General features: G+C 63.3%; 12 protein-coding genes. 5 read left to right on the forward strand and 7 right to left on the reverse strand.

The window, feature by feature from the left end:
• Positions 1-282: 282 nt before the first annotated feature.
• Positions 283-1425: a class C beta-lactamase gene (gene ampC, locus ACZ889_RS16220; protein WP_004577472.1), complete on the reverse strand. Its 1143-nt coding sequence runs from the start codon at positions 1423-1425 to the stop codon at positions 283-285.
• A 107-nt stretch (positions 1426-1532) separates the two neighbouring features.
• Between ampC and ACZ889_RS16225 the strand changes: the two genes are divergently transcribed.
• Positions 1533-2534, forward strand: coding sequence for a bile acid:sodium symporter family protein (locus tag ACZ889_RS16225; protein ID WP_108078430.1), 1002 nt, complete (start codon positions 1533-1535; stop codon positions 2532-2534).
• A gap of 889 nt (positions 2535-3423) precedes the next feature.
• On the opposite strand, the gene mobA is transcribed toward ACZ889_RS16225, so the two are convergent.
• The 3 genes from mobA to ACZ889_RS16240 all read right to left on the reverse strand — a co-directional run bounded on the left by mobA (position 3424) and on the right by ACZ889_RS16240 (position 8376).
• Positions 3424-3999, reverse strand: coding sequence for a molybdenum cofactor guanylyltransferase MobA (gene mobA / locus ACZ889_RS16230; RefSeq protein ID WP_180688195.1), 576 nt, complete (start codon positions 3997-3999; stop codon positions 3424-3426).
• 61 nt (positions 4000-4060) lie between these two features.
• A complete protein-coding gene (locus tag ACZ889_RS16235; RefSeq protein ID WP_476257566.1) occupies positions 4061-7189 on the reverse strand; it encodes a multidrug efflux RND transporter permease subunit in 3129 nt (1042 codons plus the stop codon).
• A gap of 11 nt (positions 7190-7200) precedes the next feature.
• Entirely contained in the window at positions 7201-8376 is a 1176-nt protein-coding gene (locus ACZ889_RS16240; RefSeq protein WP_185279343.1) for an efflux RND transporter periplasmic adaptor subunit, read from the reverse strand.
• A gap of 245 nt (positions 8377-8621) precedes the next feature.
• On the opposite strand from ACZ889_RS16240, the gene ACZ889_RS16245 reads away from it, so the two are divergent.
• The 4 genes from ACZ889_RS16245 to ilvA all read left to right on the forward strand — a co-directional run bounded on the left by ACZ889_RS16245 (position 8622) and on the right by ilvA (position 13044).
• Positions 8622-9323 (forward strand): response regulator, encoded by a 702-nt coding sequence (locus ACZ889_RS16245; protein ID WP_003253889.1) that lies wholly within the window; start codon positions 8622-8624, stop codon positions 9321-9323.
• 6 nt (positions 9324-9329) lie between these two features.
• Positions 9330-10628: an ATP-binding protein gene (locus ACZ889_RS16250; RefSeq protein ID WP_003253888.1), complete on the forward strand. Its 1299-nt coding sequence runs from the start codon at positions 9330-9332 to the stop codon at positions 10626-10628.
• 243 nt (positions 10629-10871) lie between these two features.
• Entirely contained in the window at positions 10872-11303 is a 432-nt protein-coding gene (locus tag ACZ889_RS16255) for a PACE efflux transporter (RefSeq protein ID WP_003253887.1), read from the forward strand.
• Between the two features lie 181 nt (positions 11304-11484).
• On the forward strand, positions 11485-13044 hold the full coding sequence (gene ilvA / locus ACZ889_RS16260; RefSeq protein WP_003253886.1) for a threonine ammonia-lyase, biosynthetic: 1560 nt from the start codon (positions 11485-11487) through the stop codon (positions 13042-13044).
• A 122-nt stretch (positions 13045-13166) separates the two neighbouring features.
• Here the strand turns inward: ilvA and ACZ889_RS16265 are convergent, their stop codons facing one another.
• From ACZ889_RS16265 to ACZ889_RS16275, 3 genes are all read right to left on the reverse strand, one after another.
• The gene (locus ACZ889_RS16265; protein WP_476257567.1) at positions 13167-14348 is read right to left on the reverse strand and encodes a hypothetical protein; all 1182 of its coding nucleotides are present in this window, start codon (positions 14346-14348) and stop codon (positions 13167-13169) included.
• Between the two features lie 51 nt (positions 14349-14399).
• Positions 14400-14879 carry a VOC family protein gene (locus tag ACZ889_RS16270; RefSeq protein WP_476257568.1) on the reverse strand — a complete coding sequence of 160 codons (480 nt, stop codon included), beginning with the start codon at positions 14877-14879 and terminating at the stop codon, positions 14400-14402.
• Positions 14880-14989: 110 nt separating this feature from the next.
• Positions 14990-16609, reverse strand: coding sequence for an NADP-dependent glyceraldehyde-3-phosphate dehydrogenase (locus ACZ889_RS16275; RefSeq protein ID WP_476257569.1), 1620 nt, complete (start codon positions 16607-16609; stop codon positions 14990-14992).
• Positions 16610-16978 lie beyond the last annotated feature (369 nt).

Here is a 16978-nt window from a genome sequence, read left to right on the forward strand (position 1 = left end):
TCATAGGTGATTTTCACAGTTGGCGCTATCACGGTGTAGCGCACTACCAAGGCTGCTACAGCAGCATCGCAACAGGGGCTTTCTCACGCTGCCTTTTGGACAGTTTCCCTCTCCACGGACGGCCTGCGTTACCGCGCAGGCCGTCTGGAACACCCTTGCCACCGCTCCCGATCGGGGAGACGGCTTCATCATGCCCAAGCGCGATGAACGGCGTCAACCATTTTGTAGTGAATATTTTTGCTCACTACATTCTGTCGTTTTGTCCGACAATCAACGCGAGCGTTATAAGCCGGAAAGGATGTCGAAGGCGGCTTGCACCCGCGCCTGGTTGGGGTAATTCCGATTGGCCAGCAGCACGACTGCCAGCTGTTCTGCCGGCACGAACGCGGCGTACGCGCCGAAGCCGTTGGTGGCGCCGGTCTTGTTGTACCAGGCTGCCGGTAGCGCGGGCAGGGCCGGCTGCAAGCGAGTGGTGGCCTGCGGTTCGCGGATCAGCCGTGGGCTGTTGCCATCGATCAGTGTGCTCAGCGTGACCGGGTAGGGGTAGCGTTCCCAGCCCAGGCCTTGCGTCATGCCGCCAACCTGGAAATAGCCCTGCTGGGTAATGGCGGTGGCTTTCACCAGGGCCGGTGGCAGGCCCTGCGGCTGCATGTGCAACCGCACATAGCGCAGCAGGTCGCTGGCGCTGGTTTTGATGCCGTAGGCCTCATCGGCGTAGGGGCCGGGCCCTACACGCACCGGCTTGTCGTCGGCGTCATACCCTTGGGCATAAAGCCCCTGGGCGCTGGCCGGAACCTGAAGGTAAGTATTTTTCAGGCCCATCTTCGTCAGCAGGCCTTCACTCATCAGCGTGGAAAACGGTTCATGCTGCGCACGGGCAGCCAGGTCACCGAACAACCCCAGGCTGGGGTTGGAGTAGCAGCGCTGGGTGCCGGGTTTGGCGCGAGGTTGCCAGTGGCGGAAGAAATCGACTACCTGCTGCGGTGTTTGCACGGTGTCGGGGAACTGCAGTGGCAGGCAGTCGGCGCTATAAGCGCCCAGTTCCAGCACCGTCGCGTCGCCGATGGGGACGCCGGCCAGTGCCGGGTGATAGCGCTTGGCCGGGGCCTCGAGGTCAAGCTTGCCCTCGGCGCTGGCAAGCGCGGCCAGGGTGGCAGTGTAGGTCTTGCTCAGCGAACCGATTTCGAACAGCGTATCGCGGCTGACCGGTACGTTGTCGGCCTTGCTGGCCACACCGTAACTGAAGTAATGCGCGTGGTCGCGTGCATAGATGGCCACAGCCATGCCGGTGATGCCTTGTTCCTGCATGAGCGGGCGGATGATCTGGTCGACCTTGGCCTGTAACTGGTCGTCGGCCTGGACGCTGGCATGGCCCAAGGCAAGGGTAATGGCGGCTGCAAGTGCAGCCAGACGTGGGCGGAGCATGGTGAGTCCTTTTTGTGGAACGTGTCCGTTGAGCGATACCGCTCGGGGTTCCGGCGTTAGCGACGGAGAGCCAAAGACCTTATCGTCTGCCCAGCCACCATGACAAGATGGATACAGTGATGAAGTATTTGCGCATGTTATTTGACAATTTCACCTTGGCCTTGCTCGGTGTAGTACTCATCGCCACCGTGCTGCCTTGCGCGGGCGATGGCGCGGTGTATTTCGGCTGGCTGACCAACCTGGCCATCGGCCTGTTGTTCTTCCTGCATGGCGCCAAACTGTCCCGTGAAGCCATCATTGCCGGTGCCGGGCACTGGCGCCTGCACCTACTGGTGTTCTCCTGTACTTTCGTATTGTTCCCATTGCTGGGCCTGGCGTTCAAACCCCTGTTCGTACCGCTGGTGGGTAACGAGCTTTACCTAGGCATCCTGTACCTGTGTGCCTTGCCTGCAACCGTGCAGTCGGCCATTGCCTTTACCTCGCTGGCCCGCGGTAACGTGCCGGCCGCCATCTGCAGCGCGGCGGCCTCCAGCCTGCTGGGTATCTTCCTCACCCCGTTGCTGGTGATGTTGCTGCTGGGTGCCAGTGGTGATACAGGTTCCGGCCTGGATGCGGTGTTGAAGATCACGTTGCAGCTGCTGGTGCCGTTCGTTGCCGGGCAGGTCGCGCGACGCTGGATCGGTGCCTGGGTCAAGCACAATGCGCGCTGGCTCAAGGTGGTGGACCAGGGTTCGATCCTGCTGGTGGTGTACACCGCCTTCAGTGAGGCCGTGGTTACCGGGCTGTGGCACACCGTATCGCCGCAGCACCTGGCGGGGTTGTTCGTAGTGTGCGCAATTCTGCTGGCAGTGGTGCTGTTTGGCACACGCATGCTTGGCAAGGCGCTGGGCTTCGACCTTGAGGATCGCATCACCATCCTGTTTGCCGGTTCCAAGAAAAGCCTGGCCACGGGGGTGCCCATGGCCCAGGTGTTGTTCGTGGGCAGTGGCATTGGCGCGATGATCTTGCCGCTGATGCTGTTCCACCAGATACAGCTGATGGTGTGTGCTGTGCTGGCGCAGCGTTATGCCAGCCGCGAGCAGGAGGTGGAGGCTTCGGCGGTGTCGTGAGCGCCTTTGCGTTCCGATTAGATACACTGTTGGCGGTCAAGCTTTTCTGCGGTGCTCAGCGCTGAAAAGCTTGGTCGTATTAAATGGTTGATGGCCGCGAAGAGGCCGTGCCTGCTGGCCAATTTCCACCCGCCGTTCACCGTTGCAGCCGCCGCCGTATTCGCGGGTAAACCCGCTCCTACACAGATCGGGGGTGGACACACAATGGTGATTGGGCGCAGGTCGTCGTAGGAGCGGGTTTACCCGCGAAAGGGCCGGGCCTGCTGGCCAATTCCCACCCGTCGCTCACCGTTGCCGCCGCTACCGTATTCGCGGGTAAACCCGCGCCTACACCAGATCGGGGGTGGACACACATTGGTGATTGGGCGCAGGTCGTCGTAGGAGCGGGTTTACCCGCGAAAGGGCCGGGCCTGCTGGCCAATCTCCACCCGTCGTTCACCGTTGCCGCCGCTACCGTATTCGCGGGTAAACCCGCTCCTACACCAGATCGGGGGTGGACACACAATGGTGATTGGGCGCAGGTCGTCGTAGGAGCGGGTTTACCCGCGAAAGGGCCGGGCCTGCTGGCCAATCTTCACCCGTCGTTCACCGTTGCCGCCGCTACCGTATTCGCGGGTAAACCCGCGCCTACCACGGTTGTGGACCCACATTGGTGATTGGGCGCAGGTCGTCGTAGGAGCGGGTTTACCCGCGAAAGGGCCGGGCCTGCTGGCCAATTCCCACCCGTCGTTCACCGTTGCCGCCGCTACCGTATTCGCGGGTTTACCCGCGAACACCGGCAGAGCCGGTGCCACTGACCGCGTTGGTTTCTTCGCGGGCATGCCCACTCCTACAAAGTCACCACAGTTCTGAAGTGTTGTGGCTTACCTGTGGGGGCGGTGTCATGCCCTCAGTCTTGCAGCCGTTCCGGGCTGTTGAAGTTGCTTAGCCGGCGATCGCTCTCGGCGCACTCCAGCCCTTGCACCGCCTCGCGCAGCAAGGCCTTCTGCAAACTCCGCTCACCCGCTGCCCAGGCCTGCTCCAGCACCGGCAACACCCGCTTGGGCAGCACGCTGAACATCGGCTGCCAAAAACCACGCTGACGCACCATTGCCGCGCTGTTACCGGCCACTGCCAGCCGCAGCAGGTCTTCGATCAAGTCGCGATCAACCAGGGGGGCATCGCAGGCCAGCAACACCACCCACGCATGACGTGCCACCTTGAGCCCGGCAATCACCCCCGCCAGCGGCCCGGGGAAGTCGGCTTCTGCATCGCCCACCCACTGGTCGGCGTATGCTCGGTAAGCCGCCTGGTTGCGATTGCAGGAAATCACCAAGTCGTCGCTCAGTGGCCGCACCGCGCGATGAACATGTGCAATTAACGGCTCGCCTTGCCAGTCCACCAGGCCCTTGTCACGGCCGCCCATGCGCTGGCCGCGGCCACCGGCGAGAACGAGGATTGAGCAGGGGGGGAGTGCATCAGGCATGAAAAAGGGTTCCGGGCAGTCATTGCCGGGAACCCTCCCATTTCACGCGGGGCTTGTCCAGTCAGCTTTCGCGGGGCACGGGTTGCCCGTCGCTGTCATGCGCCTGGCGTCGCTGTGACAGGCGCATCACCACCACGAAGAACACCGGCACGAACACCACCGCCAGCGTGGCGCTGAGCATGCCGCCGATCACCCCGGTGCCAATCGCCTGCTGGCTGGCAGAGCTTGCGCCGCTGGCGATGGCCAGTGGAACCACGCCGAGGATGAACGCCAGCGAAGTCATCACGATCGGCCGCAGGCGCAGGCGGGCCGCTTGCACGGCGGCGTCGACGGCGTCCACGCCCTGGTCTACCAGATGCTTGGCAAACTCGATGATCAGGATGGCGTTCTTCGCCGACAGGCCGATCAGCGTGATCAGGCCAACCTTGAAGAACACGTCGTTGGGCATGCCGCGCAAGGTCACCGCCAGCACCGCACCGAGCACGCCGAGCGGAACGACCAGCAGCACCGCAGTCGGGATAGACCAGCTTTCGTACAGCGCAGCCAGGCACAGGAACACCACCAGCAGCGACAGCGCCATCAGCAGGGGGGCCTGGCTACCGGACAGCCGCTCCTGCAATGACAGGCCGGTCCATTCCAGGCCGGTACCGGCCGGTAGCTGCGCCACCAGCCGCTCGACTTCGGCCATGGCTTCGCCCGAGCTGTAGCCGGCGGCTGGCTCGCCAGAGATCGACACCGCCGGGTAACCGTTGTAGCGGGTCAGTTGCACCGGGCCGCTGACCCACCTGGCCTGAACGAACGCACCCAGTGGCACCATCTTGCCGCTGTCGTTGCGCACGTGAATGTTCAGCAAGTCTTCAACCTGGCTGCGCTGGTCACCTTCGGCCTGCACCACCACCCGCTGCATACGGCCCTGGTTGGGGAAATCGTTGACGTAGCTGGAGCCTACGGCCACGTCCAGCACCGTGCCGATATCGGCAAACGACACGCCCAGTGCATTAGCCTGGCGGCGGTCGATTTCCAGTTGCACCTGCGGGCTTTCCGCCAGCGAGGCTTCGCGCACGTTGGTCAGCACCTTGCTTTTGCTGGCGCTTTCGAGCAACTGGTCACGGGCTGCCATCAGCTCGGCGTGGCCCATGCCGCCACGGTCCTGAAGGCGAAATTCGAAACCGGTCGACTCACCGAGCCCGTCGATGGGGGGCGGCAGTACCGAATAGGCAATCGCGTCCTTGAGCTGGGTGAAGGCCATGGTCGCGCGGTCGGCGATCGACTGGGCGCTGTCGTCGGCGCCGCGCTCGGACCAGTCCTTGAGGGTGGTGAAGGCCAGCGCCGCGTTCTGCCCGCTACCGGAGAAGCTGAAGCCCAGGATCAAGGTGGTGTTGCCCACGCCCGGTTCTTCGGCGTTGTGCGCCTCGATCTGCGCGGCAACCTGTTCGGTGCGCATGCGGCTGGCGCCCGGCGGCAGTTGAATGTCGGTGATGGTGTAGCCCTGGTCTTCGGTAGGCAGGAACGCCGTAGGCAGCTGGCTGAAACCGTAGCCCAGCACCGCCAGCAGCACCGCGTACACCAGCAGGTAGCGGCCGCTGCGCTTGAGCGCCTGCACTACCCAGCGCTGGTAGCCGTTGCTCATGCGTTCGAAGCGGCGATTGAACCAGCCGAAGAAGCCTTTGCGTTCATGGTGCTCGCCCTTGGCCACGGGCTTGAGCAGGGTGGCGCACAATGCCGGGGTCAGGCTGAGGGCGAGAAACGCCGAGAACAGGATCGACACCGCCATCGACAGCGAGAACTGCTGGTAGATCACCCCCACCGAGCCTTGCATGAAGGCCATGGGCAGGAATACCGCCACCAGCACCAGCGTGATGCCGACGATTGCACCGCTGATCTGGCCCATGGCTTTGCGTGTGGCGTCCTTGGGCGGCAAGCCTTCTTCGGCCATGATGCGTTCGACGTTCTCCACCACCACGATGGCATCGTCGACCAGAATGCCGATGGCCAGTACCATGCCGAACAGTGTCAGCACATTGACCGAGAAACCCATGGCCAGCATCACGGCGAAGGTGCCCATCAATGCCACTGGCACGACCAGGGTCGGGATCAGCGTGTAGCGCAGGTTCTGCAGGAACAGGAACATGACTGCGAACACCAGCAGCATGGCTTCGAACAGGGTGTTGATGACCTGCTCGATCGACACCTTGACGAACGGCGAGGTGTCGTAGGGAATGTCGTACTTGACGCCTTCCGGGAAGTAGCGCGCCAGGTCCTGCATCTTCGCACGTACCAGGGTAGCGGTTTCCATGGCGTTGGCGCCGGGTGACAACTGCACGCTGAAGGCCGTGGCCGGTTTGCCGTTCAGGCGCGTGCCGTACTGGTATTCCTGGGCGCCGATTTCAACCCGGGCGACATCCCCGATGGTGACCGTGGAGCCGTCCGGGTTGGCACGCAGGACAATGGCAGCAAACTCTTCGGGGCTGCTCAACTGGCCTTTGACCACCACGTTGGCGGTGATTTCCTGGGTGCTGCGGCTGGGCAGATCGCCGATGCTGCCAGGGGCCACCTGGGCGTTCTGCGCGGCGATGGCTTCGGCCACATCGTTGGGCGTGAGGTTGAAGCCAATCAGCTTGCGCGGGTCGATCCAGATGCGCATGGCGCGTTCGGAGCCATACAACTGGGCCTTGCCGACGCCCTTGAGGCGGCGGATTTCGTCCATCACGTTACGTGCAAGGATGTCCGACAGCGCGGTTTCATCGAGCTTGCCGCCTTCGGAGGTGAGGGTGGCCAACAGCAGAAAGCCGGTGGACACTTTCTCTACCTGCAGGCCCTGCTGGGTGACCGGGCGCGGCAGGCGCGACTCGACCACTTTCAGGCGGTTCTGCACGTCGACCTGGGCCAGGTCCGGGTGGGTACCCGGGGCGAAGGTGGCGGTGATGGTGGCGCTGCCCAGGCTGCTCTGCGACTCGAAGTACAGCAGGCTGTCGGCGCCATTGAGCTCCTGCTCGATCAGGCTGACCACGCTTTCGTCCATGGTCGCCGCCGAGGCGCCCGGGTACACGGCGTAGATTTCCACCTGCGGCGGCGCCACGTTGGGGTACTGGGCCACCGGCAGTTGCGGGATGGCCAGCGCGCCGGCCAGCAGGATGAACAGTGCGACCACCCAGGCGAATACCGGGCGATCGATGAAAAATTGCGGCATGAATCAGGCCCTCACTGGCCGGTATGCTGTGCGATGGGTGGGGCAGCGGGTGCGTTGTCGACCTGCACCTGGTCACCGGCCTTGACGTGCTGCAGGCCCTCGACCACCACCCGTTCGCCGGCCGCCAGGCCCTCGCTGACGACCCAGCGGTCACCCTGGGCGCTGCCCAGTACAACCTGGCGGTCGCTGACCCGGGCGTGCTGGTCTACCACCAGCACCTTGGGCACACCGGCGCTGTCGCGCAGGATGGCGCGTTGCGGCACGCTCAGGCCCTTGGGTTGCACCGCTTGCTCCAGGCGTACCCGCACGTAGCTGCCAGGCAGCAGGTCGAGGTCCGGGTTGGGGAACTCGCTGCGCAGGGTGATTTGGTTGGTGCTGGGGTCGACGCTGATGTCGGAGAACAGCAGCTTGCCCGGCAGCGGGTAGGCGCTGCCGTCATCCTGGATCAGCGTGGCGCGTGCCTGGCCGTCGCCCACCTGCTGCAATTCGCCAGCGCGCAGGGCGCGGCGCAGCGCGTTGAGCTCACGGGTAGACTGGGTGACATCGGCATGGATCGGGTCCAGCTGCTGGATGGTCGCCAGCGGGGTGGTTTCGTTTTGCCCGACCAGCGCGCCTTCGGTGACCTGGGCGCGGCCGATACGGCCGGAGATCGGCGCGGTCACGGTGGCATAGCCGAGGTTCAGCCGGGCGCGCTCCAGCGCCGCCCTGGCTTCGGCCACTTCGGCATCGGCCTGCAGGAAACTGGCCTTGGCGTTGTCGTATTCCTGGCGGCTGACGGCTTTGTCGTCGACCAGCTCGCGGTAGCGCTGCTCTTGCAGGCGCGCCTGATACCGGGTGGCCTCGGCCTTGGCCAGCGTGGCGCGGGCGCTGTCGTGGTCGGCCTTGAACGGTGCCGGGTCGATCAGGAACAGTACATCACCCTGCTTGACGTCGCTGCCTTCGCGGTACACCCGCTTGAGCACCACGCCTGCGACCCGCGCACGCACTTCGGCGGTGCGTGGCGCGAGGATACGGCCGCTGAGTTCGCTGCTGATGGCCAGTGGCTGCAGTTGCAGGGTTTCCACGCGCACTTGCGCAGTGGGTGCCTGTTCGTCTGGCTCGGCGCTGTCGCTGCAACCGGCCAGGGACAGGCTCAGCAATGCCATGAGCGCCAACGGGCGCAGGCACGGGGAGAGGGTAGTAGGCATGCGGATCTTCCGATGATGACCGTGTATATGCTAAGGCAGACGCTGCCTGGGCGGCTGTTAATACCTGTAGGGCGAGTGTGAAAAAGTGTGAAGAATGATCCTGTCGAGTGGTTGGGTTCTATATTCTGCATGGGCCTGTGCTGGCCTCTTCGCGGGTGAACCCGCTCCTACGGGGACCTGCAGCAGCGGGTTTACCCGCGAAGTGCTCGCCACAGGCTTACTTCAACCCAGACGCCCAAGCACCTATGCCGAACATTTTCCTGGTCGAGGACGACAGCGCCCTGTCCGAGCTGATCGCCAGCTACCTGCAACGCAACGACTTCCATGTCCAGGTGATCGCCCGGGGCGATCATGTACTGGACGAGTACCGTCGGCAAAGGCCTGACCTGGTCATCCTTGACCTGATGCTGCCGGGCATCGATGGCCTGCAGCTGTGCCGGCTGCTGCGCCAGGAGTCGCAGACCCTGCCAATCCTCATGCTGACGGCCCGCGACGACAGCCATGACCAGGTGCTTGGCCTGGAAATGGGGGCCGACGACTACGTGACCAAACCCTGTGAGCCACGCGTGCTGCTGGCCCGCGTGCGCACGCTGCTGCGCCGCAGCAGTGTCAACGAACCGCGCCTGGAAAACGACCTGATCCTGATTGGTGGCCTGCGCATCGACCTGGCCGAGCGCACGGTGAGTTGGCGCGGCGAGGAGGTGGAGCTGTCCAGCGGCGAGTACAACCTGCTGGTGGTGTTGGCGCGCAATGCCGGTGAGGTGATGAACCGCGACCGTATCCTGCAACAACTGCGCGGCATCGAGTTCAATGGCACCGATCGCTCCGTTGACGTGGCCATTTCCAAACTGCGGCGCAAGTTCGACGACAACGCCGGCGAAGCGCGCAAGATCAAGACCGTGTGGGGCAAGGGCTACCTGTTCAGCCGTGTCGAGTGGGAGTGCTGATCGGCCATGCTCAAGATCCTGGTGCGGTTGTACCTGGTGATCATCGTCGCCTACGCCGGCGCATTGCTGTTCATCCCTGACACCATTGTCGGCCTGTTCCGCGACCGGTTCATGGCCTACAACCTGGACCAGGCCAAGGGTGTACAAGCGTTGATCGTGCGCCAGTTCCGCCAGGCCCCGCGCGAGCAGTGGCCAGCGGTGGAGCAGGAACTGGCCAGTGATTTCGCGCCGCTGGAGCTGCAGCTGCTGCGCAGGGATCAGGCCGGTTTGAGCGATGAGGAGCAGGCGCGCCTGGCGCAGGGGCTGTACGCAGTGCGCATTGCCGAGTGGGGCTATTACGAGACGGTGCTGGCGCCGCTGGACAAGGAGTGGCTGGTACGCCTGCATTCCCCGCCGGACCCGCTGGACATCAACGTGCTGTCGTGGGGCGTGACCGTATTGATTGGTGCAGCCATGCTGGGCTGCCTGCTGCTGTGGGTATGGCCGCACTGGCGTGATCTGGAGCGCCTCAAGGAGACCGCTCGGCGCTTGGGCCAGGGGCAGATGGCCGAGCGTACGCACATTTCGCCTCACTCCAACATTGGTGAGCTGGCCGGGGTATTCGACACCATGGCCAGTGACCTGGAACGCCATGTCAACCAGCAGCGTGAACTGCTCAATGCGGTATCGCACGAGTTACGCACGCCACTGACCCGGCTGGACTTCGGCCTGGTGCTGCTGTTCGACGAAGTGCCGCCAGCCAGCCGCAAGCGCCTGCTGGAGCTGGTCGGGCATGTGCGCGAGCTGGATGAACTGGTGTTGGAGCTGCTGTCCTACAGCCGGTTGTACAATGCCGATCAGGCGCGGGAGCGGGTGGAGGTATCGCTGCTGGAGCTGGTCGACAGTGTGCTTGGCGGCTTTGCCGAGGAACTCGATGGCCGGGGTATCCAATGGGAGGTGCGGGCCGAGGGTGAGTTGCCGCGCTTTGTACTGGACCCGCGACTGACGGCGCGCGCGGTGCAGAACCTGGTGCGCAATGCCATGCGCTATTGCGATGAAAGCCTGTTGCTGCGCTTGCGCCTGGAAGCCGATGGCGCCTGCTTGCTGACGGTGGAGGATGACGGGATTGGCGTCCCTGTGGAGGAGCGCGAGCGGGTGTTCCAGCCGTTCTACCGTCTGGACCGCAGTCGCGATCGCAACACCGGTGGTTTTGGCCTGGGGTTGGCAATCAGCCGCCGGGCGATCGAGGGGCAGGGCGGTACCTTGACCCTGGCGCAGTCGGCGCTGGGTGGGGCGCAGTTCAGGATTCGTTTACCCGCCGGATAATGTTTCGCCTGTTCTGCCTGCTGGCTTGATCCCAACGCAAAGCGGTCTTGGCTTCCTGCAACACCTGGGCAGGGACGGCGCCGCCACGCGTTGCTCGGCCCCAGCGGGTCCAGCCCTTCAACGCCTATCGCGAACGCTTCACCTCACAGCCGGGCAGCCAAGCGCGAAGTTGTCCAGCGTTCGGGCTTTTTCTTGGGGGCTACATCTTGTAGCTTTACAGGTCGTTCATTCAGGGAGCTGAACATGCAAGGCAAGGCCCGCAAGATCGTCCAGGCCATTCTCTATGAGGCCATCGCCGTCGCCTGTGTGGCGCCCGCGCTGGAGCTGGCGTTCGGCGCCGGCATGGCGCAGTCGACCGTGCTCTCGGTGCTGATGTCGGGTATCGCGATGAGCTGGAACATGGGCTACAACTGGGTGTTCGAACGTTGGGAAGCGCGCCAGCACAAGCGTGAGCGCACCTTCTTGCGGCGCCTGCTGCATGCGCTGGGTTTCGAGGGTGGGCTGGTGGTGATTCTGCTGCCGCTGGTGGCGTACTGGCTGGACGTGAGCCTGTGGGCGGCACTGCTGACCAACCTGGCGCTGTTCGTGTTTTTCTTCGTTTACGCCTTTGTCTTCCAGTGGGGCTTCGACAAGGTGTTCGATGTGCCGCTTTCGGCGCAGCAGGCCAAGTGTTGACTTCTGGCTGCGAGGCAGGCTAAGTTCCCACCCCATGAATACATTCCCGCACGTGAACGCCATTATTATTACCGCCATTATCAGCTTGGCGGGCTAGCGCGTACGTGCACCGAACCCGCCCTGGAGGCGGGTTTTTTCTCTCTGACTCCTGGGCAACGTAAAAACAGCCAAGGAGTCATCGATGACCAGCTTCAGTGTCCCTCGTACTACCGTCACCCCCCAGCAACTGCTGTCGGAGCAGGTGCGGCGCATTCTTGCCGCGCCGGTGTACGACCTGGCCATCGAAACGCCCCTGCAAGCGGCCCCGGCCTTGTCTGCCGCCCTTGGCAACCAGGTATTGCTCAAGCGCGAAGACCTGCAGCCTACGTTTTCGTTCAAGATCCGCGGTGCCTACACCCGCCTGTCGCGTCTGACCGATGTGCAGCGTGAGCGCGGGGTGATCACCGCTTCGGCGGGCAACCACGCCCAGGGCGTGGCCTTGGCGGCATCGCATCTGGGTATCAAAGCAACGATCGTCATGCCCACCACCACGCCATCGTTGAAAGTGGAAGGTGTGCGTTCGCGCGGCGGGCATGTGGTGCTGCATGGCGAGAGCTTCCCGCATGCGCTGGCCCATGCACTGAAGCTGGCCGACAGCGAAGGCGCGACCTTCGTGCCACCGTTCGATGACCCGGATGTGATCGCCGGGCAGGGTACCGTGGCCATGGAAATCCTCCGTCAGCGCCCGGGGGCGTTGGACGCGATCTTTGTACCCGTGGGCGGTGGCGGCTTGATCGCCGGGATCGCCGCCTATGTGAAGTACCTGCGCCCTGACGTGAAGGTGATCGGCGTCGAGCCGGTAGATTCCAACTGCCTGCAGGCTGCCATGGCCGTCGGCGAGCGCGTGATCCTGCCGCAGGTCGGCACCTTTGCCGACGGCGTGGCGGTGGCGCAGATCGGCGCCCATTGCTTCGAGCTGTGCCGCCACTTCGTCGACGAGGTGGTGACGGTGAGCAGTGACGAGCTGTGCGCGGCGATCAAGGATATCTACGACGACACCCGTTCGATCACCGAGCCGTCCGGGGCCTTGGCCGTTGCCGGGATCAAGAAGTACGTGGCGCGTGAAGGTGTGCAGGGGCAGACCCTGGTGGCCATCGACTCCGGGGCCAACGTCAATTTCGACCGCTTGCGCCATGTGGCCGAGCGGGCCGAGCTGGGTGAGCAGCGCGAGGCGATCATCGCCGTGACAATTCCGGAACAGCCGGGCAGCTTCCGGGCCTTTTGCCAGGCACTGGGCAAGCGGCAGATCACCGAATTCAACTACCGCTTCTACCCTGGCAAGGAGGCGCGCCTGTTCGTGGGCGTGCAGACCCACCCGGTGCACGACCCCCGTGAGCAGTTGCTGGCCAGCTTGCGGGAGCAGGGGTACAGCGTGCTGGACCTGACCGACAACGAGCTGGCCAAGCTGCATGTGCGCCATACCGTGGGCGGGCATGCCGCGTCAGGGGCTGATGAGCGGGTACTGCGCTTCGAGTTCCCCGAACGGCCAGGGGCGTTGCTGGGGTTTCTGGAGCGGTTGGGCAAACGTTGGAACATCAGCCTGTTCCATTACCGCAACCATGGTGCGGCGGAGGCGCGGGTGTTCGCTGCTTTGGAAGTGCCAGCGGACGAATTGGCGAGCTTGCCGTTGACGCTGGACGAGATGGGGTACCGGTATTGGGACGAGACTGACAACCCGGCGTACAAGCTGTTCCTGGGCTGAGGCACCTGTGCGGCCAATGCACGCTTGTCTAACCGCTTGCCGCCTGTGTTCGCTGCGTGACCGCCCCGCCCAAAGGGCAGGGCGATCTCCTACAGGGAACTGCGCGAGCCAGCGAGTGGGTTTCAACGCTCGCGCATGAAAAAGCCAGCAACGAACTTGCGGAACGTTTCCAGGCTTTTGAAGTCGGCGTAGCGCTTGAAGTTCTCGGTATCCGGCTCGGGGCCGATGGGCTGTTCCAGCAGCGACACTGACAACACCCGGTCCTGGTCCGAGGTCAGCACCAGTTCATCCATCACCTGCCCACCGATCACGGGGCGACGCATCTGCACTTTCACCCCTTTACTGGCCATCCAGTCGATCAGCGACACCAATGCCTTGAGCGGCTCGCGCTCTTCATCGCGGTACACCGGGAACAGATGCGCGCGCGACAGCACGGGCACACTGGCCACATGAATCAGCTCATAGAAATGGCTACCGGCGCTGGTCGGCGAGTAGATCATCAGCGCCAGCAACGGCCCGGTGGTGCGGCTCCCGCCCCAGTACAGGTGATGCCCGTGGAAGTCGAAGCCGTCTTCGCTGCGGTTGTTGAACAACTTGCGCCCTTTGATCTGGTCGACGCAGTCCAGCAGCAGGCCATGGCGGCGATGGTTGCCGAACACAGAGGCTTCGCGCAGGCGGGACTTGAGCATCATCATGTGCTTCATGTCCAGGCGGGTTTCCAGGTAGTTGCTGGCGGGCACCCGCTCCAGCAACGGATAGCGGCTGGCCACGCTGCGCAACTCGGCAAACTGCGTGGTCAGGTCTTTTTTCAAGTGGGTGGCGTAGAGGTTGAGCCCGCTGGTTTCAATCCAGGTCAGCAGCAGTGACAGCAGGCGCTGCTGTTCGCGTCTGTCGTTGCCATCGCCGGCGCCACCGGCCGTGCCAGCACGGAAGTCGCTGATCAGGCGCAAGGGTGTATCGGGTGGCAGCCAGGCGGCGGGTGGTGCGGAGTCGTTTTCACGTTCGGCGGCTTCCCGCTCGTCCTTGGTGAACGGGCAGCCAGGCGCGTGCTCGGCGGTGCCCGGGTTGTTCTTGAGGAAAAGTGTGCCGGTGCTGCCGTTGAGGGTGACATTGAGCACCGGCAAGGCATCGTTGCGGCAGTCGCAAGCCAGCCACTGGTTGGCGTTGCGTACTTTCATCAGTAGCTGGTTGGCCTGTAGCAGGCGCGGGCCGGCGAGGCTGCCGGTGGCAAAGCCGACCAGCAGTTCCTCTTCAGCGGGGGTCAGGCTGCGCACCTGGGTGGCGGTTTTGTCGATGATTCGCATGAAGCAGCTCCAAGCTACGAGCCTCAAGCTTCAAGCAAAGTCGCGCGGCTTTCAACTCGCCGCTTGGCTACCGCCGAACATCTTCGCGGCACGGGCGCGAATCTCGTCGGGGGTCAGGTCCTCTTTGTGGGTGGACACGAACCAGATGTTGCCAAACGGATCTTTCAGGGTGCCGCTGCGGTCACCATAAAACTGGTCGGTCAAGGGATGTAACTGGATGCCCCCGGCAGCCAGGGCCTGGGCGTAAACCTTGTCGCAGTCTTCAACATACAGGTGCAGGCCTACACCTGCACCGCTGAGCTTCTGGCTGGCGGTGAGGCCGCCCTCCATGTCGCAAGGGTCGCCGAGCATCAGCGACGAATCGCCGATTTTCAGTTCGGCATGGCCAACGCGACCGCCTGGGGCATCGAGGCGGAACATTTCCACCGCCCCAAAGGCTTGCTTGTAGAACTCGATGGCCTTGGCGGCGTCGTTGATGGCCAGGTAGGGCGTGATGCTGTGCTGGCCTTCGGGGATGGGTTTGACTGCCATGTTCGACTCTCCTGTGCAATGGGCGCCGAAAGGCGCCCTGTTGCTTAGAGTCGTTCGCCCAGATGGAAAATCGACAGTGACGCTAGATCGATTGTCTATAAGCGCGGCGGTCAGAAGATGTAGTCGGTGGTCAGGAAGCTCGACTGGCGGTTGCGAATGATCTCGCTGATCAGCGCTTTGTTGGCCTCCTGGAAGCGGGTGGCGACCAGCGTCCGGATGGAGAACACACGCAAAGCGTCATCCACCGAGAGCGTGCCCTCGGCGCTGTTCTTGCGGCCGTTGAATGGGTAGGTGTCAGGCCCGCGTTGGCACTGAGCGTTGATGTTGATGCGCCCGACCTGGTTGGCGAAGATGTCGACGAGGCTGCCGATGGTGGCCGGGTCGTTGCCGAACAGGCTCAGTTGCTGGCCGTAGTCGGAGTCCAGCACATAGTCGATCACTGTCTGCAGGTCGCGGTAGGGCACCACCGGTACCAGCGGGCCGAACTGCTCCTCGTGGTACACGCGCATTTCTCGGCTGACCGGGTACAGCAAGGCCGGGTAGAAGAATGAGCCGCGGCTGTGCCCGCCATTTTCGTTGAGCACGCGCGCGCCCTTTTCCGTCGCATCGGCAACCAGGCCATCGAGGTAGTCGACCTTGCCAGGCTCGGGCAACGGTGTCAGCGCCACGCCAGGTTCCCACGGCATGCCGGGCTTGAGCGCCGCCAATTTGTGCTGAAACTTGTCGAGGAAGGCCTCGACCACATCCTCGTGCACGAACAGGATCTTCAGTGCCGTGCAGCGCTGGCCGTTGAACGACAACGCCCCGGTGACGGCCTCTTCGACAGCGTTGTCGAGGTCGACCTGGGGTAGCACGATGCCTGGGTTTTTGGCGTCCAGGCCCAGTGCGGCGCGCAGACGATGCGGGCGTGGGTGCAGTTTCTTCAGGTCGCTGGCGGCCTTGTGGGTGCCGATGAAGGCGAATACATCGACCTTGCCGCTGGCCATCAGCGCGCTCACCGTTTCCCGGCCGCGTCCATAGATGACATTGATCACGCCTGCCGGGAAGCTGTCGCGGAACGCTTCGAGCAAGGGGCGGATCAGCAGTACGCCGAACTTGGCTGGCTTGAACACCACCGTGTTGCCCATGATCAGCGCCGGGATCAGCGTGGTAAAGGTCTCGTTCAGTGGGTAGTTGTAGGGCCCCATGCACAGGGCCACGCCCAGCGGGGCGCGACGGATCTGGCCGAGGGTGCCTTGTTCCAGCTCGAAGCGGCTGGAGCGGCGGTCCAGGTCCTTGAGGGCGTTGATGGTGTCGACGATGTAGTCGCAGGTGCGGTCGAATTCCTTTTCTGAATCCTTCAGGTTCTTGCCGATCTCCCACATCAGCAGCTTGACCACGGCCTGGCGCTGTTCACGCATGCGGGCAAGGAAGGATTCCACATGCTGGATACGCTCGGCCACGCGCATGTTCGGCCAGGCGCCACGGCCTTTGTCATAGGCCTGCACGGCAGCATCGAGGGCGGTCAGCGCGGTCTCGGCATCCAGCAGCGGGGCGCTGCCCAGTATGACCTGATGCTCTTCTTCGCCTTGCTTGAGCCACACCGGGCTGCGCACCGTGGCCAACGGGCCGTCCCAGCGCCTGAGCTCACCGTTGACCAGGTAGTCGCGTTGTTCCAGTGGGGCTCCCAGGCGCCAGGTTTCCGGGATGTTCTCGGCGCTGGGGAAGAGTGAATCGAGCAAACGGTCCATGGGTACTGCACCTCACATCAAAGGGCGGTTTTCAAGTCAGTTGAATCGTTTCAGCTGCGAGCATGCACTGGCTGCCGGAAAAACACCAGTCTGGTTCAACATGGCCATCCATGCCTGCCTGGCAATCCGTCAGCGGCCTGAGAGACGTTGATGCAAGTTGTCAAAGGTTATTCATGGATAGCGAAGTGGCCAGCGGAGCTTGATGGGCACGGTTATAGCAAATGTGTTGTTGAGCGTCGGTTTGATGCGGGGAATTTGACGCCATGAAACTTGATCTAAAGTCAGCCAGAAGCCGCTTGCCAAAGCCTTTGCAGGCATCTTAAATTGTTACTGAATGTGATTAGAAAGTTGTAAGCCATACTATAAAAA

This window comes from Pseudomonas sp. TE3895, from assembly GCF_056278855.1.